General features: G+C 71.4%; 25 protein-coding genes and 1 tRNA gene. 7 read left to right on the forward strand and 19 right to left on the reverse strand.

Translation table 11 applies throughout. The features are described from left to right. Positions 1–71 precede the first annotated feature (71 nt). On the forward strand, positions 72–1,349 hold the full coding sequence (gene nhaA, locus ABZK10_RS17075) for a Na+/H+ antiporter NhaA (RefSeq protein WP_353810483.1): 1,278 nt from the start codon (positions 72–74) through the stop codon (positions 1,347–1,349). Between the two features lie 302 nt (positions 1,350–1,651). Here nhaA and mfd read toward each other — a convergent pair whose 3' ends face one another. Both mfd and ABZK10_RS17085 read right to left on the reverse strand, forming a co-directional pair. Next, positions 1,652–5,470 (reverse strand): transcription-repair coupling factor, encoded by a 3,819-nt coding sequence (gene mfd, locus ABZK10_RS17080; RefSeq protein ID WP_353810484.1) that lies wholly within the window; start codon positions 5,468–5,470, stop codon positions 1,652–1,654. A 196-nt stretch (positions 5,471–5,666) separates the two neighbouring features. Next, positions 5,667–7,037, reverse strand: a complete 1,371-nt coding sequence (locus tag ABZK10_RS17085) for an HNH endonuclease signature motif containing protein (RefSeq protein ID WP_353810485.1) — start codon at positions 7,035–7,037, stop codon at positions 5,667–5,669. 117 nt (positions 7,038–7,154) lie between these two features. Here ABZK10_RS17085 and ABZK10_RS17090 point away from each other — a divergent pair, with 117 nt between their 5' ends. Continuing rightward, positions 7,155–8,060, forward strand: coding sequence for a ribonuclease H family protein (locus tag ABZK10_RS17090; protein ID WP_353810486.1), 906 nt, complete (start codon positions 7,155–7,157; stop codon positions 8,058–8,060). A 327-nt stretch (positions 8,061–8,387) separates the two neighbouring features. On the opposite strand, the gene pth is transcribed toward ABZK10_RS17090, so the two are convergent. Further along, positions 8,388–9,014 (reverse strand): aminoacyl-tRNA hydrolase, encoded by a 627-nt coding sequence (gene pth, locus ABZK10_RS17095; protein WP_353810487.1) that lies wholly within the window; start codon positions 9,012–9,014, stop codon positions 8,388–8,390. 221 nt (positions 9,015–9,235) lie between these two features. Beyond that, complete coding sequence (locus ABZK10_RS17100) at positions 9,236–9,862, reverse strand: 50S ribosomal protein L25/general stress protein Ctc (protein ID WP_353810488.1); 627 nt, start codon at positions 9,860–9,862, stop codon at positions 9,236–9,238. Positions 9,863–10,143: 281 nt separating this feature from the next. On the opposite strand from ABZK10_RS17100, the gene gnd reads away from it, so the two are divergent. Genes gnd through ABZK10_RS17120 form a run of 4 tightly spaced genes read left to right on the forward strand, consistent with a single transcriptional unit; the run spans position 10,144 to position 12,691 of the window. Beyond that, positions 10,144–11,601, forward strand: a complete 1,458-nt coding sequence (gnd, locus tag ABZK10_RS17105; RefSeq protein ID WP_353810489.1) for an NADP-dependent phosphogluconate dehydrogenase — start codon at positions 10,144–10,146, stop codon at positions 11,599–11,601. A 37-nt stretch (positions 11,602–11,638) separates the two neighbouring features. Next, complete coding sequence (locus ABZK10_RS17110) at positions 11,639–11,992, forward strand: YidH family protein (RefSeq protein WP_353810491.1); 354 nt, start codon at positions 11,639–11,641, stop codon at positions 11,990–11,992. A 7-nt stretch (positions 11,993–11,999) separates the two neighbouring features. Then, positions 12,000–12,341: a DUF202 domain-containing protein gene (locus ABZK10_RS17115; protein WP_353810492.1), complete on the forward strand. Its 342-nt coding sequence runs from the start codon at positions 12,000–12,002 to the stop codon at positions 12,339–12,341. Next, complete coding sequence (locus ABZK10_RS17120) at positions 12,338–12,691, forward strand: hypothetical protein (RefSeq protein ID WP_353810493.1); 354 nt, start codon at positions 12,338–12,340, stop codon at positions 12,689–12,691. Before ABZK10_RS17115 ends, ABZK10_RS17120 begins: the two co-directional genes overlap by 4 nt. A 111-nt stretch (positions 12,692–12,802) precedes the next feature. On the opposite strand, the gene ABZK10_RS17125 is transcribed toward ABZK10_RS17120, so the two are convergent. The 15 genes from ABZK10_RS17125 to ABZK10_RS17195 form a co-directional block, all read right to left on the reverse strand. Further along, positions 12,803–13,123, reverse strand: a complete 321-nt coding sequence (locus tag ABZK10_RS17125; RefSeq protein WP_353810494.1) for a hypothetical protein — start codon at positions 13,121–13,123, stop codon at positions 12,803–12,805. A gap of 268 nt (positions 13,124–13,391) precedes the next feature. Then, complete coding sequence (locus tag ABZK10_RS17130) at positions 13,392–13,721, reverse strand: hypothetical protein (RefSeq protein WP_353810495.1); 330 nt, start codon at positions 13,719–13,721, stop codon at positions 13,392–13,394. Between the two features lie 140 nt (positions 13,722–13,861). Beyond that, positions 13,862–14,179 carry a hypothetical protein gene (locus ABZK10_RS17135; RefSeq protein WP_353810496.1) on the reverse strand — a complete coding sequence of 106 codons (318 nt, stop codon included), beginning with the start codon at positions 14,177–14,179 and terminating at the stop codon, positions 13,862–13,864. Further along, positions 14,097–14,486 carry a Hint domain-containing protein gene (locus ABZK10_RS17140; protein ID WP_353810572.1) on the reverse strand — a complete coding sequence of 130 codons (390 nt, stop codon included), beginning with the start codon at positions 14,484–14,486 and terminating at the stop codon, positions 14,097–14,099. Before ABZK10_RS17140 ends, ABZK10_RS17135 begins: the two co-directional genes overlap by 83 nt. Positions 14,487–14,717: 231 nt before the next feature. After that, positions 14,718–15,068, reverse strand: coding sequence for a hypothetical protein (locus ABZK10_RS17145; RefSeq protein WP_353810497.1), 351 nt, complete (start codon positions 15,066–15,068; stop codon positions 14,718–14,720). Then, entirely contained in the window at positions 15,068–15,508 is a 441-nt protein-coding gene (locus ABZK10_RS17150; protein ID WP_353810498.1) for an Imm26 family immunity protein, read from the reverse strand. Before ABZK10_RS17150 ends, ABZK10_RS17145 begins: the two co-directional genes overlap by 1 nt. Before the next feature lie 64 nt (positions 15,509–15,572). Beyond that, on the reverse strand, positions 15,573–16,016 hold the full coding sequence (locus ABZK10_RS17155; protein WP_436408541.1) for an SRPBCC family protein: 444 nt from the start codon (positions 16,014–16,016) through the stop codon (positions 15,573–15,575). Between the two features lie 19 nt (positions 16,017–16,035). Then, the gene (locus tag ABZK10_RS17160; RefSeq protein WP_353810499.1) at positions 16,036–17,340 is read right to left on the reverse strand and encodes an MFS transporter; all 1,305 of its coding nucleotides are present in this window, start codon (positions 17,338–17,340) and stop codon (positions 16,036–16,038) included. Continuing rightward, positions 17,337–17,984, reverse strand: a complete 648-nt coding sequence (locus ABZK10_RS17165) for an ArsR/SmtB family transcription factor (RefSeq protein WP_353810500.1) — start codon at positions 17,982–17,984, stop codon at positions 17,337–17,339. The genes ABZK10_RS17160 and ABZK10_RS17165 overlap by 4 nt, the downstream gene beginning before the upstream one ends. Positions 17,985–18,100: 116 nt before the next feature. After that, on the reverse strand, positions 18,101–19,798 hold the full coding sequence (locus ABZK10_RS17170) for a long-chain-fatty-acid--CoA ligase (RefSeq protein WP_353810501.1): 1,698 nt from the start codon (positions 19,796–19,798) through the stop codon (positions 18,101–18,103). Then, the gene (locus ABZK10_RS17175) at positions 19,799–20,776 is read right to left on the reverse strand and encodes a ribose-phosphate diphosphokinase (RefSeq protein ID WP_353810502.1); all 978 of its coding nucleotides are present in this window, start codon (positions 20,774–20,776) and stop codon (positions 19,799–19,801) included. Positions 20,777–20,799: 23 nt separating this feature from the next. Then, positions 20,800–22,254 carry a bifunctional UDP-N-acetylglucosamine diphosphorylase/glucosamine-1-phosphate N-acetyltransferase GlmU gene (gene glmU / locus ABZK10_RS17180; RefSeq protein ID WP_353810503.1) on the reverse strand — a complete coding sequence of 485 codons (1,455 nt, stop codon included), beginning with the start codon at positions 22,252–22,254 and terminating at the stop codon, positions 20,800–20,802. A gap of 1 nt (position 22,255) precedes the next feature. Next, a tRNA-Gln gene (locus tag ABZK10_RS17185) sits at positions 22,256–22,327 on the reverse strand. 94 nt (positions 22,328–22,421) lie between these two features. After that, positions 22,422–22,931, reverse strand: a complete 510-nt coding sequence (locus ABZK10_RS17190; protein ID WP_353810504.1) for a flavodoxin domain-containing protein — start codon at positions 22,929–22,931, stop codon at positions 22,422–22,424. Positions 22,932–23,061: 130 nt separating this feature from the next. Continuing rightward, on the reverse strand, positions 23,062–23,928 hold the full coding sequence (locus ABZK10_RS17195; RefSeq protein ID WP_353810505.1) for an ETEC_3214 domain-containing protein: 867 nt from the start codon (positions 23,926–23,928) through the stop codon (positions 23,062–23,064). A gap of 90 nt (positions 23,929–24,018) precedes the next feature. Here ABZK10_RS17195 and ABZK10_RS17200 point away from each other — a divergent pair, with 90 nt between their 5' ends. Continuing rightward, positions 24,019–24,522: a MarR family winged helix-turn-helix transcriptional regulator gene (locus ABZK10_RS17200; protein WP_353810506.1), complete on the forward strand. Its 504-nt coding sequence runs from the start codon at positions 24,019–24,021 to the stop codon at positions 24,520–24,522. The last annotated feature ends 33 nt before the right edge of the window (positions 24,523–24,555 follow it).

Here is a 24,555-nt window from a genome sequence, read left to right on the forward strand (position 1 = left end):
GCGTGCGCGTCGTGATTCCCTCGGCGTCGCGCCGCCAGCGATGCAGCTTCCCTCCCCGACGAAAGGCCTTCATGACCTTCCTCCGCTCCGAGCGCAACGCCGCCCTGCTGCTGCTCTCCGCCGCCGTGCTCGGCCTCGTGATCGCGAACTCGCCGGTCGGCGAGCAGGCGCTGCACCTCATCGAGGCGCACATCGACATGCCGTGGATCGGGCTCGACCTCTCGGCCGAGCACTGGATCGCCGACGGCCTGCTCGCGATCTTCTTCTTCGTCGTGGCTGTGGAGCTGAAGCGCGAGTTGGTGCTCGGCGAACTGAACTCGGTGCGGAAGGCCGCCCTCCCGACGATCGCCGCCCTCGGCGGCGTGCTCGTGCCCGCGGGCGTCTACCTCGCGTTCGCGGCGGGCACCCCGGAGCTCGTCAACGGCTGGCCCGTGCCGACCGCGACCGACATCGCTTTCGCGCTCGGCGTGCTCGCGCTGTTCGGCCGCTGGATCCCGACCCGCGTGCGCGTGTTCCTGCTCGCGTTGGCGGTGCTCGACGACCTGGTCGCGATCCTCATCATCGCCTTCTTCTTCACCGCCGACGTGCGGCTCGACTACCTCGGCTTCGCCGCGATCGCGCTCGTCGCGTTCGCCGGGCTCAGCCGGTTCATGAACCCGCGCTCGCGCTGGATCCTCGCCCGCCGGCCGCAGGTGCCCATCACGCTCGCGCTCATCGTGCTCGCGGCGCTCACCTGGTACTTCGTCTACCTGTCGGGCGTGCACGCCACGATCGCCGGCGTGCTGCTCGGCTTCGTGATCGCGCGTCGCCCCGGCGGCCGCGTCGCGCACATCGTCGAGCCGTGGTCGAACGGCGTGATCCTGCCGCTGTTCGCCCTCACGGCCGCGATGGTGCCGTTCCCCGAGGTCAGCCCGAGCGAGCTCAGCCCCGCGTTCTGGGGCATCGCGGTCGCACTGCCGTTCGGCAAGATCGTCGGCATCACGCTCGCCGGCTTCTTCGGCGGGCTGCTCACGCATCGCAACGCCGAATCGAAACCGCTCACGTTCAGCGACCTCATCGGCGTGGGCGCGCTCGGCGGCATCGGCTTCACGGTGGCGCTGCTCATGAACGAGCTGGCGTTCCGCAGCGACGTGCTCGTGCGCAACGAGGGCGTGCTCGCGGTGCTGCTCGGGTCGGGCGTCGCGATCCTGATGTCGGCGGTCATCGTGTCGCTGCTGTCGGCGCGGTACAAGAAGGCCGCGCAGGCGCCGAAGCACGAGGAGACGGTCGGCGAGGCGCCGAGCGTCATCGTCGGCGAGGGTCCCGAGTTCGAGGGCGAGATCGACGGGCCCGAGACGCCGAAGCGCTAGGTTCCGGATGCCTCGGGGCGGCGCGCGCGGGGGGCGGCGCCGGCTCCGGGGCATCCGTCGTCTCGGTGCTCGCGGTGCGTCGCTCGCGTCGGTGGACCTGTCACTGATGGTTCCGTAGGTCGTGGCGTGCCTACGTCCGCGCGGGCGCGCCACCGCGGGCGCGCCACCGCGGGCGCGCCACCGCGGTACGCGCGCCCACGCGTCCGCGCGCCCACGCGTCCGCGCGTCTGCGCACCCGCGCGGCTTTCGGGCGCCCACGCGACTGCGCGCCACAGGTTCGGCGCGCGGCCCGGGGCATCCGCTCAGGCCTGCGCCGCCGCCGCGGGCTCGGGCTCGGGGTAGAGCGCGCCGATGAGGTCGCCGACCCAGGCGATGAGGGCGGCGTCCTGCAGCGGTTCGCCGTGCTTCACCGGCAGCGGCACGAGGATCACGTCGTTCTGCGGGAAGTGCTTCGCGCCCGGGTAGAGGCGCTGCATGCGCACGAGCTTCGAGTCGGGCAGGCGCGCCGGGCCGATGCGCAGCTTCGAGCCGGTCGCGACCAGTTCGCCGATGCCGGCGCGCTGGGCCCGGCGACGCAGGCGCGAGACGAGCACGAGGTTCGCGACCTCCTCGGGCGGGGTGCCATAGCGGTCGGAGAGCTCCTCGACCACGAGGTCGATCTGGTCGTCCTTCGCGTTCGGTCCGCTCGCGGCCGAGAGCTTCTGGTACGCCTCGAGGCGCAGGCGCTCGCTGTCGACGTACGCGTCGGGGATGTGCGCGTCGACCGGCAGCTCGAGCCGCAGCTCGGTCTGCCCCTCGGCGACGTCGCCGCGGAACGCCGACACCGCCTCGCCGATCATGCGCAGGTACAGGTCGAAGCCGACGCCGGCGATGTGCCCGGCCTGCTCGGCGCCGAGCAGGTTGCCCGCGCCGCGGATCTCGAGGTCCTTCAGCGCGACCTGCATGCCGCTGCCGAGCTCGTTGTTCGCGGCGATCGTCGAGAGGCGGTCGTGGGCGGTCTCGCTGAGCGGCTTCTGCTCGTCGTAGAGGAAGTACGCGTAGGCGCGCTCGCGGCTGCGGCCGACGCGGCCGCGCAGCTGGTGCAGCTGGCTGAGGCCGTACTTGTCGGCGCGGTCGATGATGATCGTGTTCGCGTTCGAGATGTCGAGGCCGGTCTCGATGATGGTCGTCGAGACGAGCACGTCGAACTTGCGCTCCCAGAAGTCGACGACGATCTGCTCGAGCACGTGCTCGTTGAGCTGGCCGTGGGCGACGGCGATGCGCGCCTCGGGCACGAGCTCGGCGAGCTGGGCGGCGACGCGGTTGATCGACGAGACGCGGTTGTGCACGAAGAACACCTGCCCCTCGCGCAGCATCTCGCGGCGGATCGCGGCGCCCACCTGCTTGTCGGAGTACGGGCCGACGAAGGTGAGGATCGGATGCCGGTCCTCCGGCGCCGTCGCGAGCGTCGACATCTCGCGGATGCCCGTGACCGCCATCTCGAGCGTGCGCGGAATGGGCGTGGCGCTCATCGCGAGGATGTCGACGTTGGTCTTCAGCTGCTTGATGCGGTCCTTGTGCTCGACGCCGAAGCGCTGCTCCTCGTCGATGACGAGCAGCCCGAGGTTCTTGAACACGATCTTCTCGGTGAGCAGGCGGTGGGTGCCGATGACCATGTCCACGCTGCCGTCGGCGAGGCCCGCGATCGCCTCCTTGGCCTCCTTGTCGGTCTGGAACCGGCTGAGGGCGCGCACATGCACGGGGAATCCGGCGAACCGCTCCTGGAACGTCTCGAGGTGCTGCTTCACGAGCAGGGTCGTGGGCACGAGCATGGCGACCTGCGTGCCGTCCTGGATCGCCTTGAACGCGGCGCGCACGGCCACCTCGGTCTTGCCGAAGCCGACGTCGCCGGCGAGCAGGCGGTCCATGGGGATGGGCCGCTCCATGTCGGCCTTGACCTCGTCGATGGTCTGCAGCTGGTCGGGCGTCTCGGCGTACGGGAACGCCTCCTCGAGCTCGTGCTGCCACGGGGTGTCGGGGCCGAACGCGTGGCCCTTCGCCGCCATGCGGGCGGAGTAGAGCTTCACGAGTTCGACGGCGATGTCGCGCACGGCGCGGCGGGCCTTGCCCTTGGCCTGCGCCCAGTCACTGCCGCCCATCTTGCTGAGCGACGGCGCCTCGCCGCCGACGTAGCGGCTGAGCAGGTCGAGCTGGTCGGTCGGCACGTACAGTCGGTCGCCGGCCTGACCGCGCTTGCTGGGTGCGTACTCGAGCACGAGATACTCGCGCACGATGGTCGGCGCCTGCTGCACGCCCGCGGTGCGACTGGGGCCGGTTGGCCGGGCGCCGGCGGCGACCTCGCGCTGCACCATCTCGACGAAGCGGCCGATGCCGTGGGTCTGGTGCACGACGTGGTCGCCGGGCTTCAGCTGGAGCGGGTCGACGACGTTGCGGCGGCGGCTGGCGAGCTTCTTGCCCTGGCGGGCGTCGTAGCCGGCGGCGCGGCCGTAGAACTCGGCCTCGGAGATGAGGCCCAGCTTCGCGTCGGGCAGGTCGAAGCCGGTGGATGCCTCGGCCTGCACGAGGTACGCGACGCCGAGTTCGGGGTCGGCGGGCACGGCGTCGACGATGCGGCCGGCGAGCTCGTGCTCGGCGAGCACGTCGCGGGCGCGTTCGACGAGGCCGGATCCGGCGGCGGCGATGACGAGGCTCCAGCCGTCGCGGAGGCGTGCGGCGACGTGCGCGACGGCGCCGTCGACGTTGCCGTGGAAGCTCGGGACGGGGGTGGCGACGACGCGCAGGGCGGAGCCGGGGGTCGAGGCGGAGGAGGGCGGGGCGGCGGATGCTGCGGGGCCGGCGCTCGCCGCGGCGGAGACGCTCGACCCGCCACCCGTGGTCGCGAACCCGCCGGCCGTGGTCGCGTTCGTGTTCGAGGGGCCTGCGCTGCCGGAGGCATCCGCTCGCCCTGCACCCGTGCCGGCGTCGCCGACGACGTCGACGGCATCGCCCATGTCGAAGGCGGTGAAGGTCCACCAGACGCGGCCGGGGTCGGGTTCGCCGGGGGCGCTGAAGAGGGCGTCCTCGCGGAGTTCGGCGACGGAGAGGAAGTCGCCGGAGGCGAGGTCGATGGGTGCGGCCGCGCCGGCGGTGGCGGCGCTCCAGGCGGCGGAGAGGAACTCCTGGTTCGTCTCGGCGAGGCTGACGGCGCGGCTCTCGACGCGTTCGGGTGAGATGACGGCGACGGCGGCGCCTTCGGGTAGGTAGTGCGTGATCGGCACGAGGCGTTCGAGGAGCGCAGGGGCGAGCGATTCCATGCCCTCGACGGGGATGCCCTCGGCGACCTTCTCGAGCATGCCGGCGAGGCCGGGGAACTCGTGCACCATCTCGCGGGCGCGCTGGCGCACCGGCGGGGTGAGCAGCAGTTCGCGGCTGGGGGCGAGCACGGCCTCGTCGATGGGCTCTGCGAGGGAGCGCTGGTCGGCGACCGAGAAGGCGCGGAGCTGTTCGACCTCGTCGCCGAAGAACTCGATGCGCAGGGGGTGGTCGGCGGTGGGCGGGAACACGTCGAGGATGCCGCCGCGCACGGCGAACTCACCGCGGCGGGCGACCATGTCGACGCGCGAGTAGGCGAGGTCGACGAGCTGTTCGCTGATGCGGGCGAGGTCGTGGCCGCGGGACCCGGCGCGGAGGCGGATGGGTTCGAGCGCCGCGAGGTTGTCGGCGACGGGCTGGAGGGCTGCGCGCACCGAGGCGGTGACGATGAGCGGATGCCGCGGGCGTTCGGATTCCGTCCACTCGCGCATGCGGCGGATAGCGTGGAGGCGTCGGCCGACGGTCTCGGCGCTGGGGCTCAGGCGTTCGTGCGGGAGCGTCTCCCAGGCGGGGAACTCGAGGAGTTCGGTGTCGTCGGGCAGGTAGGGGGCGAGGGCGCCGCGGAGCGATTCGGCCTCGCGGCTGGTAGGTGCGATGAGCAGCAGGGCGGGCGGTTCGTCGGCCTCGATGCGGCGGCTCAGGAGTCCCGCGATGAGCGGTGCGTCGAGCCCCGGGAGCGCCGAGAAGTCGGCGCTGCGCGTTGCCTGCGCGAGGGCTTCGTCGAACGTGGAGGCGCGCGAAAGCGCCGTGAGAAAGCCCTGGAGGATCACCGGGCAAGTCTACGCGGGGCTGCAGACATGGAGGCTGAGGGCAAGCGGCTGAGTACGCGAGTGACGGCCGTCGCCGGGTCGGGGCGGCCTGGTCCGCGGTCACTCGGGCCCGGCAGCCGGGGTCGCTGCGTGCCACCGGGACACCGGGTCGCCGGTCGCCAGGTCACCCGAGCACCGGGTAGGTACACCCGCGCGGCTACGCGGCCGCGTCGATGCGCACCTCGAAGCGGGCGCGGCCGCCGAGGCGTGGAGCTCGGGTGGGGTCGACGTGCGGGGGTGGGATGAACCAGACATTGCCGTCGCGCACGGTGATGGTCCAGCCGTCGTCGTGGACGCGGTGGTGACAGAAGCTGCAGAGGAGCACGCCGTTGTCGAGGTCGGTCGGGCCGGCGTCGCGCTCCCACCAGCGGATGTGGTGGGCCTCGACGTAGCTGATGTTCTGGCCGCAACTGGCGCAGCCGCCGTCGCGTTCGCCGAGCGCGAGGCGCTGCTCCTTCGTGAAGAGGCGTGCGGCACGACCCAGGTCGAGCGGCACGCTGTCGCCGCCGAGCACGGCGGGGATGAGCTCGGCGTCGGCCGCCATGCGCCGGGCCGTCGCGGCCGAGACCGGCTGGTCGATGCCGTCGATTGTCGCAACGCCGAGCCCCTCGCGGAGGGTCTCGAGGTCGACGCGCACCACGGCGGTCGTCTTCGCGAGCGGTGGAAGCGTGTCGCGGCAGCCCAGGCAGTGCCGGGCGAGGTCGGCGAGCGCATCGGCCTGCAGCTGCGGGATCGTGCGGAGATCTTCGATGGGTGCGTCGGGCCGCCGGCGCAGGGCATCGCTCACGAGCGACTCGAGCGCGGCCTTCACGGGTGCGGCGGTCTCGGGGTCGAGCCGACCTGACACGTGCACCATGCCGTCGCGTCCCTCGCGCAGCGTGATGCCGCGCTGCTGGCGCAGTTCCTCCTCGCGGGGCGCCACCCCATCGACGTCGAGCATCGCCTCGGCCTGCCGGATCGCCCGCTGCAGCATCGCCAGCGGCAACGATGCCGCGTGCGAGACGAGCGTCTCCTCGACCCCGCGCATCGCCTCGGGGTCGGCGCGCAGCGCCACCCGCTCGAGCATCGACGTGATCGCGGACGCCGCGTCGAGGCTGATCGACCCGGCACCCACGGCCGCGGCGACGGAGGGGTGCTTCGCGGGCATCCGCTCGCCTGAGAACGACTCGCGCTCGCGCGTCGCCGCGCCGACGCTGAGCAGCCGCATGGCATCACCGGTCGACCCGCCGGTCGACGACGCCACCAGCCGCGCCGGGTTGTGGAACCCCTGCTGTTTCGCCAGCCCCTCCGACCCGAACTCCGACCGCGACCGCCGCGCCACCTCGTCGGCGACCCGCGCGAGCAGCGCTTCGGTATCGCGACGCACCTGCGCCACCGCATCCGTCACCCGCACCAGCCCGGCGTCGCTCATGCGCTCGACCTCGGACTGCAGGTCACCGCGCACCCCACCGCCCGCAGGCAGCGCCCCGAGCCACTCGCCACCCAGCGCATCGACGTGCGACGCGAGCACTGCGAGCGGGTTCGACATGCCTCTATTCTGGCAGAGATCGACCCAACATTCGAAACTTTGTTCGAACAGTGGAGAACTCGAAGGGCGCCTGTGGATAGCATGGTCGCCGCCCCGCACGCCCGAGGAAGGACCCGCATGATCATCGCCGCCGCCGACGGATCCGCACTCGGCAACCCCGGCCCCGCCGGGTGGGCCTGGTACGTCGACGACGGCTGCTGGGCCGCGGGCGGCTGGCCGCACGGCACCAACAACCAGGGCGAGCTGACGGCGGTGCTCGAGCTGCTGCGCGCGACGGCGCACCTCGACGACGAGCTCGTGATCCACTGCGACAGCCGTTACGTCATCGACGCGATCACCAAGTGGATGCCCGGCTGGAAGCGCAAGGGCTGGCGCAAGCGCGACGGCTCCCCCGTGCTCAACCTCGAGATCATGCAGGCACTCGACGCCGAGTTCGCCGGCCGCAACGCCCGCTTCGAGTGGGTGCGCGGCCACACCGGCCACGACCTCAACGAGGCCGCCGACGACCGGGCGCGCGCCGCCGCCACCGCGTACCAGCGCAAGACCGAGGTGCCCACGGGTCCGGGCTGGTCGAACGCCTGCGTGACGGATGCCTCCGAAGGCGACGCCTCGAATGCGGCGACGGATGCCCCTGAGCCCGACGCCCCCGAGACCGCGACGGATGCCCCTGAGCCGACGCCCGCCGACGCTGACGCGCAGCCGGCGCCCGCAGGTCCGACCCCTGCCGCGACGACGGCGCGTGCCAGCGCGACCTCTGCGTCGACAGCGCCCGCGGGCGCGACCCCAGCCGCGACAAAGGCGCGTTCCAGCGCGACCCCGGCGTCGACGTCCGCGCGCGGCCCCGCGGCATCCGCTCGCCCCGACCGCGCCGACGACGACGCCGCCCTCTTCGACTTCGACGAGCCCGAGGCCGACTGGCGCACGCTGCAGCTCGAGCTCACGACCGAGGAGCACACGCGCCTCACCGAGCGCGCCCGCGCCGCGGGCATCACCCCCGAGGAGTTCCTCCGCGGCCTGATCTGAGCCGCTGGCGCGCTCCGCGCGCTCCGTCGTCCGCTCGCGCACCCGCCCGAGAGCCGAATCTTGGCCCGAGTGCTGAAGCTTTGGCCCTCAGACCAAGGAACGGCCCTCAGACCGAAATGGGGGCACGGAGGGCGGTCGCTGGCGAGCGTGACGGGCGGGCATGCTCCACCGCCTGAGGGCCAAATCTTGGGCTGAGGGCGAAAGGAATCGCCCTCAGCGCGAGGAACGGCCCTCAGACCGAAATGGGGGGGGCGCGAGAGGCGGGCGTGAGGGGCGGGCGCGACGGCGGGCGACCGTGACGGACGCGGGCGGACGCGCGCGGCGCGCCTACGCCGGCGAGTGGAAGCGCTGCTGCGCCGCCACGAGGCCGTCGTCGACGATCGCCTCGACGGCATCCGCGGCATCCGACAGCAGCGAGGGCAGTGCCTGGCGCTCGGCGCCGGCGAAGTCGCGCAGCACGAAGTCGGCCGGGTCCTGGCGGCCGGGCGGACGCCCGATGCCCACGCGCACGCGCACGAAGTCGGGCGTCGAGAGCGCCTTGGCGATGTCGCGCAGGCCGTTGTGGCCGCCGTGTCCGCCACCGCGCTTCAACCGAACCGTGTCGAACGGGATGTCGAGCTCGTCGTGCACGACGATCACCCGGTCGGCGGGCACCGACGCGAACTTCACGAGCGCCGACACGGGGCCGCCCGACGTGTTCATGTAGCTGTTGGGCTTGGCGATGATGAGCTTCGCTCCGCCGGGGCGCACGAAGCCCTCCGCGACGCGCGACGGTGTGCGGTGCGAGCGGAAGGTCGCGCCGATGCGGCCCGCGAGCTCGTCGGCGACCATCTGGCCGACGTTGTGGCGGTTGCCGGCGTACTGGGATCCGGGGTTGCCGAGGCCCACGACGAGCCAGGTGTTCGCGGCCACTGCGGGGTCCTCTCGGCGGCGCAGGCGATCGAACAGGCCCATGCGCCCTCCTGCGGTCTCAAGTGAATGGTAGAGCGGATGCGGCGTCCAGCCGCGACCGGCACGTCGGCGCCCGACGGGCGCCGACGCAGTCGACGGGTCGACCCGAGCGACCGGCCGGCTCAGGGGCATCCGCTCGCCGAATCGCCCCTGGAAACGAGCAGGGCCCGCACCGACACCCCGAGCGTACCCGGGGGCGGTGCGGGCCCCGACGAAGCGAATGCCTACTCGGCGGCCTCGGCCGACTCCTCGGCAGCAGCCTCGGCCGGCTCCTCGGCAGCAGCCTCGGCGGGCTCCTCGCCCAGGTCGACCTTCTGCGGCTCGTGCACGTGCACGACGAGCACCTCGCCGTCGGTGAGCAGCGACGCGCCCTTGGGGAGCTTCACGTCGGAGGCGTGGATCTGCGAGCCGTCCTCGAGGCCCTCGACCGACACGACGACGTTCTCGGGGATGTGGGTCGCCTCGACCTCGAGCTCGAGCGTGTGCGCGTCGAGGTCGGCGATGAGGCCCGCGGCGGGCTCGCCCTCGAGGTGCACGGGCACCTCGACGTGGACCTTCTCGCCCTTCTTCACGACGATGAGGTCGAGGTGCTCGATGAGCTGGCGCACCGGGTCGCGCTGCACGTCCTTCACCAGGGCGAGCTGCGTGCCGCCCTCGATGTCGAGCGTGAGCACGGCGTTGGCCTTGCGCACGATGAGCGCGGTCTCGTGACCGGGCAGCGTGAGGTGCTGCGGGTCGGTGCCGTGGCCGTAGAGCACGGCGGGGATCTTGTCGGCGGCGCGGATCTTGCGGGCCGCACCCTTGCCGAACTGGGTGCGGAGCTCTGCGCTCAGCTTGTTGTCGTCAGCCATGGCTGTCTCTTCTCCTCATCGGGACGTGTCGCCCCAGGTCTTGTGTTGTTCAACTCGAACGCTCGTCAGCGTGAGGAATGACCGAAAGCCACATCCACCGCGTCGATCACGGATGCCGCGAGCCGGCGAAGCACCGGCCGCGAGGCATCCCTCGCCGAAGTCCAATCGCCCACTCTACCAGCCGTCGCGCGACGTCTCCGAACTCGGGGCTTGCGCCCGGGAACACTACGCTGGGGTGCGTATCGATTCGAGGGCGGATTCACACGAGGGAGTCACGGAACGTGGCAGCAACAGAGTCAACTGCGAACATCGGCGTCGTCGGACTGGCGGTGATGGGCTCGAACCTGGCCCGCAACCTGGCCAGCCGCGAGGGCAACACGGTCGCCGTGTTCAACCGCACGTGGTCGAAGACCGAGACGCTCATCAGCGAGCACCCCGAGGCGGGGTTCATCGCGTCCGAGGAGATCGACGACTTCGTCGCGTCCCTCCAGAAGCCGCGCACCGCGATCATCATGGTCAAGGCGGGCGCCGGCACGGATGCCGTCATCAACGAGCTGGCAGACCGCTTCGAGCCGGGCGACATCATCGTCGACGGCGGCAACGCGCTGTTCACCGACACGATCCGCCGCGAGAAGGCGCTGCGCGACCGCGGTCTGAACTTCGTCGGCGCCGGCATCTCCGGCGGCGAGGAGGGCGCCCTGCTCGGCCCGTCGATCATGCCCGGCGGTTCGGCCGAGGCGTGGCAGACGCTCGGCCCCATTCTGAAGTCGATCGCGGCGGTCGCCGAGGGCGAGCCGTGCGTGACGCACATCGGCACCGACGGCGCCGGCCACTTCGTGAAGATGATCCACAACGGCATCGAGTACGCCGACATGCAGTTGATCGCCGAGGCCTACGACCTGATCCGCCGAGGCACCGGCAAGTCGCCGGCCGAGATCGCCGAGGTCTTCGCCGAGTGGAACCGCGGCGAGCTCGAGAGCTACCTCATCGAGATCACCGCCGAGGTGCTCCGCCAGGTCGACGCCGAGACCGGCAAGCCGCTCGTCGACGTCATCCTCGACCAGGCGGGCGCGAAGGGCACCGGCGCGTGGACCGTGAAGAGCGCGCTCGACCTGGGCATCCCCGTGTCGGGCATCGCGGAGGCCGTGTTCGCACGGTCGCTGTCGTCGAAGCCGGCACAGCGCGCCGCGGCATCCGACCTGCCCGGCCCCGCCGAGGCGTGGACCGTCGACGACGCCGACGCCTTCATCGAGGACGTGCGCAAGGCGCTCTTCGCCTCGAAGATCGTCGCCTACTCGCAGGGCTTCGACGAGATCGTCGCGGGGGCCGAGGAGTACGGCTGGGACATCCACAAGGGCGAGGTCGCGAAGATCTGGCGGGGCGGATGCATCATCCGCGCCCAGTTCCTCAACCGCATCACCGACGCGTACGCCGCCGACCCGGGTCTCGTGGCGCTGCTGACCGCACCGTACTTCCGCGACGCGCTGACCGAGTCGCAGGAGGCGTGGCGCCGCGTGGTCGTGGCGGCCGCGCAGGCGGGCATCCCCTCGCCGGCGTTCTCGTCGTCGCTCGCCTACTACGACGGGCTGCGGGCCGACCGCCTGCCGGCCGCACTCGTGCAGGGGCAGCGCGACTTCTTCGGCGCGCACACCTACCGGCGCGTCGACAAGGACGGCATCTTCCACACGCTCTGGTCGGGCGACCGCACCGAGATCGAGACCGACGGCCCGAGCCACTAGGCCCGGAACTCTCGACCCGGAAACGGCGGAACGACCCATGGCACAACCGCGCTGGCGCTCGGAGGGCACCGACCCGGACTACCGATTCACGCTCGCCAACGAGCGCACGTTCCTCGCGTGGATACGCACGGCACTCGCCCTGCTCGCCGGCGGCGTGCTGCTGTTCGAGTTCGCGTCGACGATCGGGCCGCGCGTGCTGGTCGTCGTGCTCGCCGTCGGGCTCGCGGTGGTCGCCGCGGCGCTCGGCGGCCTGTCGTACGTGCGCTGGCGGGCCAACGAGATCGCGATGCGCCACGAGCGCCCGCTGCCGTACAGCATCGCCGTGCCCCTGCTCGCGGCCGTCGCCCTGCTGGCCGCGGCGATCATCGCCGTGATGATCCTGCTGGGCTGAGCCGCTCGTGAGCGCCGCCGTTCCCTCGTACCAGGGTCGTGACCCCGGGCTCCAGCCCGAGCGCACTGCCCTGGCGTGGGGGCGCACGGCGCTCGCGATCGCGGTGAACGCCCTGCTCGTGCTGCGCTCGGGGTTCGTCTCCGACCAGCCGGTGCTCGCGGCGCTCGGCGTCGTGCTCTTCGCGTCGGCCGCCGCGGCGGCGGCCTACGGGGTCGTGCGGGCGCGCGAGCTCTCGCACGACGGCGGACTCGTCATGCCCTCGGCCTGGCCGCTGCTGGCCGTTGCGGCGGTCGTGCTGCTCGCCGCTGCGGGCGGGGTCGTGTCGATCGCGGTGGAGGCGGGGCGATGACCGACGAGCATCCGGAGCTGGCCGGCTACGAGGCATCCGACGGCCCCTACCGCCCCCGCCGCGCGAAGGTCATGCGCGCGGTCGTGCTCGTCGCGCTCGCCGCCATGCTGCTGCCGCTCGTGCTCTCGGCCGTGTCGGTCGCCCGCTCGACCGCGGCGCGCGCCTGCTTCGTCTACGTCGAGACCTACGTGCCCGACGCCGCCGCCTCCCACGTGCGCTTCGACCTCTTCGAGGAGACCGGCGCCGGCTGGCAATGCGACTGGATCACCACCAGCGGCGTCACCCACCACCTCGGCAGCCTCGGCCTGATCCCGTCGGGCGCGGTCGTGCCGCCGGGCGTGCGGACCTGAGTAGGAGTTACTCGTCGAATCGGTGCCCCATTGCATCCCAATCGGTAGGGCCGAGTTGCGCGGACGACTCATCGTCGAGCGCAGCGACGGCACGTGCCCCCAGATTCACGATCACTCGGAGCTCCTGGGTTGCACCGACCGAATTGCTCTGAGCAGGAGTGCGATCAGCGCTCCACCCGTCGAGGCGAACCAGAACGCGACAGCTGCGGTCGGCGCGCCGAGTGCGATTCCCAGTGCGCCGCTCCCCAGACAGAGCGCGGCCGCGGCGCCGAGCGCCGCACTACGACGTCCCGATTGCCAGAAGACCAGCGCGAGGGTGACACCGGCGAAGAACGCGCAGATCATCAGCGCCTGCAGCAGCGCGACCCACCACACGATGGGCACCCCGAGGCTGACCGCACAGAGCACGAGCACGACGAGCAGGGTGATCACGGACGCGGTCGGAAGTATTCGCCGCCGCAGTGGGCGGCCGGAGACTCCTAGGAGTGCGAGAGGGACGAATGCGAACAGCCCCGTTCCGGCTGGGATCAGACCCTGCTCCGGCAACGTCGCGACACCGAAGATGCCCACCGCGACGAACCATCCCCACCAGACGGCGACTCCTGTCACACCCGCGACGACACCCACCACCGTGACTCGTACGACGAACCCCAGAAGCTGAGTCCTGGATTCCTTCGTCGGGCTCACTACGTCCCCGCGATCAGGTCGGATCTTCAAGGAGAGTACGCGCGTCCTTGCGAACGAACTGGTCCAGGTGACCCGCAGCGGCTGCCGCCCGAAGGTCAGCAAGTGTCGCGATTCCTTCCGCCACCCCAGCGAGCGCCTCGACAAGGGCGACGATCCCTGCCCTTCGTTCGTCGTCGAGCAGTCCGCTGTCGCAATCAAGTGCCCGCCACGCATCCCATCGATCGTGCCCGAGCAGGTCCACACCGCCGCCTGCGGGATCAATGATGATCGGGCATTCAGTGGCCCGCGCGGGCCACCCGTCAGGCGAGAGAGCCGCAGGACACACCCCGATGGACACGCCCACGCGCGAGGTTCTTGGCACGAGCTCGAGTTGAACAAGCCAAGCGAGCTCTGGATGGACAACCCGGAAGTTGCGCCCGCGTCCGGTGAAGCCCAACCCAGCGAGGGTCTGGCCAAGTAGTCGAATTGCAGCTTCGGGCTTCATCAGGGGGAGTACACGTCCAGTTGCGCGGTCCAAGGTTGACCGGTGAGTTCCTCAAGGTAGTCCTTGTACCTTGTTACCTGCCTCCAGCCGCTTGAGATCGCCGACGGGTTCGACGGCTTCAACTCGGCGACAATTCGCTGAGTCCAATTGATTGCATCGGGCCGAAGTGAAGTTCCCGGAATGGCTCGGTTGAACCAAGCACCATTCCCACCCCATCCAAGCGCGAGCTGATAGCTAGAGTGGGCGGATCGACCCGCGGCCGTCGCTGACGACTCTCCTCCCGCACCCGACGTGAACTGCGACCCACACCCCGGCATCCGGCACCCAGAACGGATGCCCCGCCGTGGCCACCACGCTCCCGGACACCCCGCCCTCGTCCGCGACGGTGACCGTGACCAGGTCCTTCACCCCGTCACCGGTGATCAGCCGCACCACCTCACGCGGCGCCGACTCCCCCGTCACCGGATCCGACGCCCACACCACGTCCCCGAGCCCGACCTCCTCGATCGGCACCTCCGAACCGTCGCACACGGCACGAGGACCGCCCTCGTCGGCAACGGCGAGCATCGGGGCGGCCAGCAGCACCGCCACCGCCACCGCGACCCCCGTCAGCGCACGAGCCACCCACCGACGCAGAACAAGCCGAGCGGATGCCACCCCGGCAGCCTCCCACGACCCACCGCTGCACGATCAACCGCTCCACAGGCGCGCGGACGACAGGCGACGAGCACCCGGAGCTGGCCGGCTACGAGGCATCCGACGGCCCCTACCGCCCCCGCCGCGCGACGGTCATGAGCGCGGTCGTGCTCGCCGCACAGCACCCATTGCAGTTGGTGGCTGCTGCGCCCTTCGGGATCACTTGGGCGAAACGTGCAGATGTGTCGGGGCGGGCCAGACTCTTGGCGTCTCGTCTGTGTACCACGCCTGCTCCAAGCCGATCAGCCTGCCGCCCCTCAGCCAGAGGAGCACCTCACCAACGATGACGTCGCCGATCAGCACAAATGCTTCGACGGGGGCCGGACCATCGGGAAGGTTCACCCGTTCGGCGCACGGCGGCACTTCCACGTCCACCATCGTGGGCAACAGCCGGATGACACGGGCCGACTCCGCTTGACGCACAAGGGACCGAGCTGCGGACGCGTCCAGCGGCTCGACGACTCTCTGAATGAGCGCCAGTACGCCTGCGCTCAGGCCAGCTGCCGCCATCACTGATCTCCCGGGTCCGTCAGGAACCACGGATTCTCACCTGTGACGAGGCGGGGCAGCAAGTGCACGAGGGCCCATGCCGCCACCGGCTCGAGTCCCGCCACCTCCGCCTCCGTTGCGGGCCGCAAGACCCCACGCTCGTAGCGCTGCACGCTGCCGTCGATCGGGTCCCTGACCACCTGCGGCGGTGGCCACTCATCCTCCTCGCTGACGCCTGGGTCGAACCCCACGACCGGGACGTCGTCGGAGCGAAGCGTGTCGTTGGAGACCCCGACGACGAACTGGTAGTCACGGTCGCCGATCGGCGGCACGCCGGGCTCGTCGGACGTCCTGCGGTAGAACGCGACCGCGCCGTCCCTCAGTACCCGCCCGTACGCGTACCGGCCATCCGGCAGCGAGATCTGGACGACCGAGCCGAGCTTCGGGCGACGGGACCTCACTTGTTACCTCCGAGGTAGTTCGGATCGTAGCGGGGCGAGACAAGAACGACATTGGCGGTCATGCTCATGCCAGCGCCGCGAGCAGATGGGCGTTCCGCTTCGCGATGAGTCGGCGCAGGTAGGGCACGAGCACCAGACGCTCGGCGAGGCGGCCGAAGATCGGGGACGCGACCGTGATGCGGTCGGTCATCCGCGTTCCGGTGCCGGACGCCTCGAACTCGTGGACGTGCGTGAACGCCCGGAACGGCCCCCGCACCTGCCGGTCGACGAACCGAGACGGACGCTCCAACTCGGCGATCTCCGACGTCATGGTGAACCAGATGCCGAAGTGACGCGCCCGCCAGGTCACGGTCTCGCCGAGGCCAATCTGCCCGGTGGTCACCCCGGCGACCGCACGTTCCCCCGACTGCGCCATCGACGACACATGCGCGTCGATGTCGAGCGAGATGTCGAACATCGCCTCGACGCCGTACGGCGCCTCGGTCGTCATGACGAAGGTGGAAGGCACCGTGCCATTCTGCCGAGCTTCAGACGCTCGGATCTGTGGCTGGGGATGCTTCGACCGAGTGCGCGTCGGCCACTTCGGTCGAGCCCACCCCCAAGGCATCCGCCCGCACCCGCCGCGGCCACACCGCCGCAACCGCCGAGCCGAGCACGACGAGCACGTTCGCCACGATGAGCAGCCGGTAGTCGACGATGCCGAGCAGGGCGGCGCCGAGCAGCGTCGCGAGGGTCTGCGGCACATTGATCGCGAGGTTCGCGGCGGCGCCGACGCGGCCCTGCAGGCGGGCGGGGGTGGTGCGCTGGCGGTGGGTCGCGTAGGCGACGATGACCCAGACGACGCCGAGGCCGACGAACGGGATCGCGGCGACCGCGAGCCACGCCCACCAGCCGGCGGTCGGCAGCAGGCCGAGACCGACGATGGCGACGCCGAGCGCGATGGTGCGCGACTCCCCCAGCCGGCCGACGACGCGCGCCGCGGTGAGCCCGCCGACGAGCGAGCCCACGCCCTGCGCGGTGACGATGATGCCGAGCCATGCGCTGTCGAGCCCGAGGCCGCCGAGCGCCGGGAACACGGTCGCGTTCGACAGGCCGGTCGCCGCGAACGCCACGGCGATCACGATCGTGAAGACCGCGAGCATGGGCGAGGCGGCGATGTGACGCACGCCCGCGCCGAGCTCGGTCCAGTAGCGCTTGCGCTCGGCGGCGGGCGTCGGCGGGGTCTCCTGCAGATCGATGCGGGCGATGAGCACCGACGCGACGGCGAACGTCGCCATGGTCGTGCCGACGACCCAGACGGGGCCGGCGAAGACGTACAGCGCCGTGCCGATGAGCGGCGAGAGCAGGCGCGCGGCCTGGTCGATCGTCGAGAGCAGGCCGTTGCCCGAGGCGAGCTCCTCGTCGGGCAGCAGGTCGCGGATCAGCCCCGACTGCGCGGCCGCCGTGAGGTACCCGATGCAGCCGTAGAGCAGCATGACGACGTAGATGATCCAGACATCGGATGCCTCCTGCACGAACAGCAGCACGAGCAGCAGCGGCACCATGGCGGCGTTCGCGAGCACGAGCAGCTTGCGGCGCGAGAACCGGTCGGCGACCTCGCCGAGGAACGGGGCGCTGAGCGCGGCGAGCCCGAACATCACGAAGACGATCGCCGCGGCGGAGCCCGAGCCGGTGAGGTCGTTCACCCAGACCGCCATCATCAGGAACAACGCGCTGTCGCCGATGTTGCTGAACACCCACGCGCCGGCGAGGCGGCGGAACGGTCGGCGCTGCCAGGCGGCGGGCATGCGGCGCCGGGCATCCGTCGCCTGGGTCTCGGGCGCGGCGGTCATGCCTGGGCTCCTGTCTCGTCGGTCTCGGTCTCGTCGGCGGGCGCACCCGGCGCCCCGGTGGGCACGGAGTCGGGGTCGGCGTTGAGGGTCGCGAACATGCGCGCGAGCCGGGCACCCTCGGGCCGCAGCGTCGGGTCGGCGATGCGGCCCTGGAGCGGTTCGAGGAGGGCGAGGATGCTCTCGCCGAGCTCGGCCAGCTCGTCGCGGGTCGCCCAGAAGCTCGACGTGCCGACCATCGACGAGCCCAGCCAGTCGCCCTCGAGGCCGCCGCGCTCGGCGACGGCGATGTACTCGCGCAGGCGGGCGTACTGGCGGTCGATGACGATGCCGGCGAGGCCGAGCACCGACGCCATCGAGTCGGCGACGTCGGGGGTGGGCGCCGGATGCCGCACCGTACGGGCCACGAGCCGCCAGGGCTTCTCGCGCCCGCGCGGCTCGGCGCGCTCGATGTAGCCGTACTTCTCGAGCTGCCGCAGGTGGAACGACGCGCTCGCGACCGACTCCCCCACCTGCTCGGCGCACTCGGTGGCGGTCGCGTCGACCACATCGCCGAGCACCTCGAGGAGCGCGAGGCGGATGGGGTGCGCGAGGGCGCGGATACGTGCCGGGTCGTCGGGGTGCATCCGCTCGTCTGAACCTGCCATGTGGCGAGACTACAACCCTAAAGACTCCTTGTGCAAGATATCTTTAGGATTGGATCGCGACCGGTCACGGGGCGAACGAACGGCGCCTCAGGGGCATCCGCTCGGCCCTTCGGCTCCTACGCCTCCAGCTGCTCGCGCACCTGCCGGCGGATGACCTTGCCGATCAGCGAGCGCGGCAGGTCGTCGACCTCGACGACGCGGCGCGGCACCTTGTAGGGCGTCAGCCGGTCGCGCACGGCGGTGCGAATCGCCTCGGGGTCGAGCGTCGCGCCCGGCTGGAGCACAACCGCGGCGACGACCTGCTCCCCCAAGTGCTCGTCGGGCATGCCGACGACGGCGCAGTCGGCGACGTCGGGGTGCTGGCGGATGACGTCTTCGACCTCGCTCGGCGCGACGTTGAAGCCGCCCGTGATGATGAGCTCCTTGATGCGGTCGACGATGCGCACGAAGCCGCCGTCGTCGATCGTGACGATGTCGCCGGTGCGGAACCAGGGCGCGCCGCCGTCGGGGTCGTCGACGAAGACCTCGGCGGTCTCCTCGGGGCGGTTCCAGTAGCCGCTGAACACCTGCGGGCCGCGTACGACGAGCTCGCCGCGCTCGCCCGCGGGCACGTCCTGCATCGGGGCGTCGGGGTCGACCACGCGCACCTCGGTGTCGGGCAGCGGCAGGCCGACCGTGCCCGCGCGGCGGGTCGTCGCGACCGGGTTCGCCATGAGCACGGGCGACGTCTCCGAGAGGCCGTACCCCTCGACGAGATACCCGCCGGTCTTCGCCTCCCACGGCTCGACGACCGACGCCGACAGCGGCATCGCCCCCGAGATCGCGATCGCGATGCCCTCGAGCGAGACGCCCTTCGCGTCGGCGGCCGCGGTCAGGCGCTCGTAGATCGGCGGCACCGCCGGCAGGAACGTCGGCGGGTGCTTGCGCACCACCTTCAGCACCAGGTCGGGGTCGAAGCGCGGGAACAGCACGAGGCGCGCGCCCATGCTCATCGCGAAGGTGAGGCAGAGCGTCAGGCCGTAGGCGTGGAACATCGGCAGCACGGCGTAGACGACCGACGTGCCGCGCGGAATCTCGGGCACCCACGCGCGCGCCTGCGCGGCGTTCGCGAGCAGGTTCGCGTGCGTGAGCGTCGCGCCCTTCGGCCGGCCGGTGGTGCCGCTCGTGTACTGGATGAGCGCCACGTCGCCGACGCGCGGCGCGTGGATGTGGGGCTCGATGCGATCGGATGCCACGAGCTCGCGCCAGGTCACGGTGTCGTGCACGTCCGTGGTGAGCGCCTCGCGCGCCTCGCGGGCCTTCGCGATCGGCAGGCGCAGCGCTGCGCGCGTGGTGAACGGCATCGCGCGGGTGACGTCGACCGACACGATGTGGCGCTGGGCGATGTCGTCGGGGAAGTCCTGGATGGTCGCGACGACCTTGCTCCAGGCGACCACGACGCGGGCGCCGTGGTCCTCGAACTGATGGCGCAGCTCGCGCGGCGTGTAGAGCGGGTTGTGCTCGACGACGATCGCGCCGAGCCGGAGGATCGCGTAGAACGCCACGATGTGCTGCGGGCAGTTCGGCAGCACGATCGCGACCGGGTCGCCGGCCTGCACGCCGAGCTTGCGCAGCCCCTCGGCGGCGCGGTCGATCTGCTCGCCGAGCTCAGCGTACGTCGTGACGCGGCCGAAGAACTCGAGCGCCGGCCGGTCGGGGTACTGCGCGACCGACTCGTGGATGAGGTCGATGAGCGACCCCGTGGGCGCGTCGAGGTGGTGCGGCACGCCCGGCGCGTAGCTTGCGAGCCAGGGCGTGCCGGAGGCATCCGCCATCTATGCGGCCCCGTCGAACATGCTCGTGACCGACCCGTCGTCGAAGACCTCGTGGATCGCGCGGGCGAGCAGCGGGGCGATCGACAGCACGGTCAGGCGGTCCCAGTGCTTCTCGGGCGGCAGCGGCAGGGTGTCGGTGACGACGACCTCGTCGATGAACTCGCTCTGCAGCAGTTCGGTCGCGGGCGGCGAGAACACCGCGTGGGTCGCGGCGACGACGATGTTGGTCGCACCGTTGGCCTTCAGCGCCTCGGCGGCCTTGACGATGGTGCGGCCGGTGTCGATCAGGTCGTCGACCAGCAGGCAGGTGCGGCCCTCGACCTCGCCGACGATCTCGTGCACCGAGACCTGGTTCGGCACGAGCGGGTCGCGGCGCTTGTGGATGATGGCGAGCGGGGCGCCGAGCTTGTCGCTCCAGATGTCGGCGACGCGCACGCGGCCCATGTCGGGCGAGACGACGGTGAGCGTCTCGGGGTCGAGCTTCTTCTTGAAGTGCTCGAGCAGCACCGGCATCGCGAACAGGTGGTCGACGGGCCCGTCGAAGAAGCCCTGGATCTGCGCCGCGTGCAGGTCGACCGACATGATGCGGTCGGCGCCCGCGGTCTTGTACAGGTCGGCGACCAGGCGCGCCGAGATCGGCTCGCGGCCGCGGCCCTTCTTGTCCTGCCGGGCGTACGGATAGAACGGCGAGACCACGGTGATGCGCTTGGCCGACGCGCGCTTCAGCGCGTCGAGCATGATGAGCTGCTCCATGAGCCACTCGTTGATGGGCGACGGATGCGACTGGATGACGAACACGTCGCAGCCGCGCACGCTCTGGCTGAAGCGCGCGTAGATCTCGCCGTTCGCGAAGGTGCGCGAGTCCGACTCGACGAGCTCGGTGTCGAGCTCCCGCGCGATCTCTTCGGCGAGCGCCGGGTGCGCGCGCCCCGTCACGAGCACGAGCTGCTTCGTGGTCTTGCTCTTGATGTTCGACATCCGCTGGTGGTCCCTCCCCCGGCTCAGCCGGCGTCCGTCTCGTCGTCCGTCGCAGCGGGTGCCGCGGCCTCCGCCGCCTCCGCCGCGGCCGACCCGGGTCGGTGCTCCTGCACCCACCCCGGCAGGTTGCGCTGGGGGGCGACGTTCACCGCGAGCGCGCCGGCCGGTACGTCCTTGCGCACGACCGTCCCCGCTCCCGTGTACGCTCCGTCGCCAATCCTAACGGGCGCGACGAACACGCCGTGGGAGCCCGTGCGCACGTGCGAGCCGATCTCCGAGTGGTGCTTGTTCACGCCGTCGTAGTTGGCGAAGATCGACCCGGCGCCGATGTTCGCACCGTCGCCGATCGTCGCGTCGCCCACGTACGACAGGTGCGGCACCTTGCTGCCCATGCCGATGGTGGCATTCTTCGTCTCGACGAACGTGCCGATCTTGCCGTCCGCGCCGAGCGCGGTGCCCGGGCGCAGGTAGGAGAAGGGCCCGACGGATGCCCCTGCGCCGATGACCGACAGGGTGGCATCCGTGCGCTTGACCGTCGCCCCCGCGCCGACCTCGCAGTCGAGCAGCGTGGTGTCGGGCCCGATCACGGCGCCCGTCTCGATGACGGTCGCGCCCTGGATGTGCGAGCCGGGGAGGATCGTCACGTCGGGCGCGATGCGCGCCTTCAGGTCGATCCAGGTCGAGGCCGGGTCCTGCACGGTCACGCCGTTCAGCTGCCAGCCGCGGATGATGAGGGCGTTCAGCCTGAGGGCCGCCTCCGAGAGCTGCGCGCGGTCGTTCACGCCCGCGACGAGCCACGGCTCCGACACCGGCACGGCCGACACCTCGGAGCCCGCGCGGCGCAGCAGCGCGATCATGTCGGTGAGGTACTTCTCGCCCTGCGCGTTGTCGGTGGTGAGGTTCGCGAGCTGGTCGCGCAGCTCCTGCACGCCGAACGCGTACACCCCGGCGTTCGCCTCCTGCAGGGCGAGCTCCGCGGCCGTGGCATCCTTCTGCTCCACGATGCGGTCGAGCGCCCCCTCGGCGGTGCGCACGATGCGGCCGTAGCCCGTGGCGTCGTCGTAGATCGCAGACAGCACGGATGCGGCCGCCGGCGCGTCCCTGTGGCGCGCGAGGAAGCTCTGCAGCGTGCGGGCGTTCAGCAGCGGCACGTCGCCGTTCAGCACCAGCACGTCGCCGTCGAAGTCGTCGGGCAGCGCCGCGACGGCCTGCTCGACCGCACGGCCGGTGCCGGGCACCTCGTCCTGGTCGACGATGATCGCGTCTGGGTACTCGGCGAGGATCGCCTCGGCGACCTGGTCGCGCTCGTGCCGCACCACCGCGACGACGTACGCCGCGTCGAGCTCGCGCGCCGTGGCGAGCACGTGCGCGATCATCGGCGCGCCCGCGAGCGGGTGCAGCAGCTTCGGAACGGCGGACTTCATGCGCGTGCCCTGCCCGGCGGCGAGGACGACGACGGCGAGCTTCTCATCGGTCATGCTCCGCCACCAGGATTCGAACCTGGACTTCACAGCTCCAAAGGCTGTCGTGCTGCCGTTACACCATGGCGGACCGCGCTCCCGCAGGCGGGCACGCGCGCGTCCAAGTCTGCCATGCGGGGTGCGCGCGGAGCGGTGTCGGCGCGGCCTGCCGGGTGCGGAACCGCTCAGGCCGGCAGCGCGTCGGCGATACGGCCGGCCCAGGCGCGGATCTCGTCCCAGTCGCGGCGGTCGCGGAACTGTTCCGGGGTGTTCTCGAGCATCGAGCGTTCGACGAAGTTGCCGGGATCCTCCGGCACGCGACCTCCGAACACCACGTGCTCGCGCACGCCCAGCGCCTCTGCGCGCTCGATCACCTTGGCGGGTTCGAGCCACTTGTCGTCCTCCGGCGGCGCATCGGCCTTCGGCTCGCCGATCGGGCCGGAGCTGAACACCCAGAACGGCACCTCCGCCAGTCGGCCGCGTTCGTGGGAAAGGAAGTGGCGCGCCTCGCGACGCCATCGACCCATGTACACGGCGCTGCCGAGCACGACGGCGTCGAAGCCGTCGGCCGTCGCGCTGCCCGCCTCCACGGCTTCGGCGTCGTGGCCCCGGGCGCGGAGCGTCTCGGCGATCGCCTCGGCGATCTCCGCGGTCGAGTGGTGCTTGGTCGCGTACGCGACGAGGACGCGTGCCATGCGTCCAGCCTGCCGCCGTCGCGAACGGCGACGGGGACCTTCGGCCCGCGGGGTGAGCCGCTGGGCACTCGACTTCTCGCCGGGAGCGCCGTGCTCGGCGCGACTCGATCACCGGCCGCCGAAGTGGTGCTCAGAACTCGGTGCCGAGGTACAGCACCCGAGTCGGTTCCTGCATGACGAACCCCGCCACGAACCCGCCGTCGTCACGGAACTCGCCGAAGGTGTTCGGTGTGGTGCCGGCGCGGAAGCGAGCGAGCTCCTCGCCATACACCTCGCCAGTCTCGGCGGTCATCAGGTCGAACGTCACCGCCTGCACGTCGGACGCCCCATCGAGGTCGAACGACATGCCCTCGCCGGCGTAGCCGTCCGGCGCCCAGCCGAGGAAGAGGCCGCGGTAGTTCGCCGGAGCACCGCCGGCGAACCCCTCACCGTACGCGACCGACTGCGGGCCCATGAACAGCAGCGCGTGGGTCGGCGCGTCCAGGCCCGGCACCGCGAAGGCCTCCGCGAACGTCACCTCGCCGAGCTTGCCCAGGTCGTGGCCGAGCCACGACATCTCGGGGGTGATGCCCTCCTCCATGATCGTGATCGCGTAGAACTCCAGTTGCTCGCCCTCGAAGATCGCGCGAACGGTCACGCCCTCGCCCTCGTGCACCACGAGGCGGAGGTCCTCGTCGTAGCCCTCCGGGCACTGAGCGAACTGCTCGCACAGGTCGTAGACGCTCTTCACCTCGCCGACGTTGTTCGCGAAGTACGCCTCCGTGCTGTCGAGGTCGACCTGGGCGAGCGCGTCGAACAGCTCGGCGTGCGGTTCGAGCCAGGCGCCGACCCACGTCGCCACCTGTTGCTGCGCCTGGATCGCACCGACCACCAGCCCGAAGAGGAAGAGCGCGAACGCGGGCACCGCGATGAGCGGATGCTTCTTCGCAGCGTCGATCCACCGCGTGACGGCCGAGGTCTTCTCGGTCGTCTCCGCGTCCGGGGCGTTCGGCGCCATGGCCGGAGGCTACTCCCCCGAGCACGCCGGCGACCTCCGGGAACACACCGATCGCCCGAATGCGGCCCGGCGACCCGCGATACTGGAGCAATGGCCGAAGCAGACGAGGTCGACCGCATCGTCGACGACTGGGAGCGCGAGCGCCCCGACCTCGACTTCGCGCCGCTGCAGGTGCTGAGCCGCGTCGCGCGCCTCGCGAAGCACCTCGACCGCGCGCGCCGCACCGCGTTCGCGCGCTCCGAGCTGGAGTCGTGGGAGTTCGACGTGCTCTCGGCGCTGCGCCGCGCCGGCGAGCCGTACCGCCTCTCCCCCAAGGCGCTGCTGCAGCAGACGCTCGTCTCCAGCGGCACCATGACGAACCGCATCGACCGCCTCGTCGAACGCGGGCTCGTGTCGCGCCAGACCGACCCGAACGACGGCCGCGGCATCCTCGTCGTCATGTCGACCGCGGGCCTCAACCGCGTCGACGCGGCCATCACGCGCCTCGTCGACGCCGAGGCCGAACTGCTCGGTTCGCTGCCCGCCGCCGAACGCAACCGGCTCGCGAACCTGCTGCGGAAGCTCAGTCTCGGGTTCGACGAGCAGGGTGCGTAGGCCCGGCGCACCCGCTCTCCGCGGGTCGTCCGC

Source organism: Agromyces sp. SYSU T00194, assembly GCF_040496035.1.
Taxonomy (GTDB): domain Bacteria; phylum Actinomycetota; class Actinomycetes; order Actinomycetales; family Microbacteriaceae; genus Agromyces; species Agromyces chitinivorans.

Coding starts and splice junctions, on each gene's coding strand:
- nhaA (WP_353810483.1), top strand. CDS start 72: ATGACCTTCCTCCGCTCCGAGCGCAACGCCGCCCTGCTGCTGCTCTCC.
- ABZK10_RS17200 (WP_353810506.1), top strand. CDS start 24,019: ATGGCCGAAGCAGACGAGGTCGACCGCATCGTCGACGACTGGGAGCGC.
- ABZK10_RS17190 (WP_353810504.1), bottom strand. CDS start 22,931: ATGGCACGCGTCCTCGTCGCGTACGCGACCAAGCACCACTCGACCGCG.
- ABZK10_RS17195 (WP_353810505.1), bottom strand. CDS start 23,928: ATGGCGCCGAACGCCCCGGACGCGGAGACGACCGAGAAGACCTCGGCC.
- ABZK10_RS17170 (WP_353810501.1), bottom strand. CDS start 19,798: ATGGCGGATGCCTCCGGCACGCCCTGGCTCGCAAGCTACGCGCCGGGC.
- ABZK10_RS17165 (WP_353810500.1), bottom strand. CDS start 17,984: ATGGCAGGTTCAGACGAGCGGATGCACCCCGACGACCCGGCACGTATC.
- ABZK10_RS17175 (WP_353810502.1), bottom strand. CDS start 20,776: ATGTCGAACATCAAGAGCAAGACCACGAAGCAGCTCGTGCTCGTGACG.
- ABZK10_RS17085 (WP_353810485.1), bottom strand. CDS start 7,037: ATGTCGAACCCGCTCGCAGTGCTCGCGTCGCACGTCGATGCGCTGGGT.
- ABZK10_RS17145 (WP_353810497.1), bottom strand. CDS start 15,068: ATGGCGGCAGCTGGCCTGAGCGCAGGCGTACTGGCGCTCATTCAGAGA.
- ABZK10_RS17160 (WP_353810499.1), bottom strand. CDS start 17,340: ATGACCGCCGCGCCCGAGACCCAGGCGACGGATGCCCGGCGCCGCATG.
- ABZK10_RS17135 (WP_353810496.1), bottom strand. CDS start 14,179: ATGCCGGGGTGTGGGTCGCAGTTCACGTCGGGTGCGGGAGGAGAGTCG.
- ABZK10_RS17120 (WP_353810493.1), top strand. CDS start 12,338: ATGACCGACGAGCATCCGGAGCTGGCCGGCTACGAGGCATCCGACGGC.
- pth (WP_353810487.1), bottom strand. CDS start 9,014: ATGGGCCTGTTCGATCGCCTGCGCCGCCGAGAGGACCCCGCAGTGGCC.
- glmU (WP_353810503.1), bottom strand. CDS start 22,254: ATGACCGATGAGAAGCTCGCCGTCGTCGTCCTCGCCGCCGGGCAGGGC.
- ABZK10_RS17110 (WP_353810491.1), top strand. CDS start 11,639: ATGGCACAACCGCGCTGGCGCTCGGAGGGCACCGACCCGGACTACCGA.
- ABZK10_RS17090 (WP_353810486.1), top strand. CDS start 7,155: ATGATCATCGCCGCCGCCGACGGATCCGCACTCGGCAACCCCGGCCCC.
- ABZK10_RS17100 (WP_353810488.1), bottom strand. CDS start 9,862: ATGGCTGACGACAACAAGCTGAGCGCAGAGCTCCGCACCCAGTTCGGC.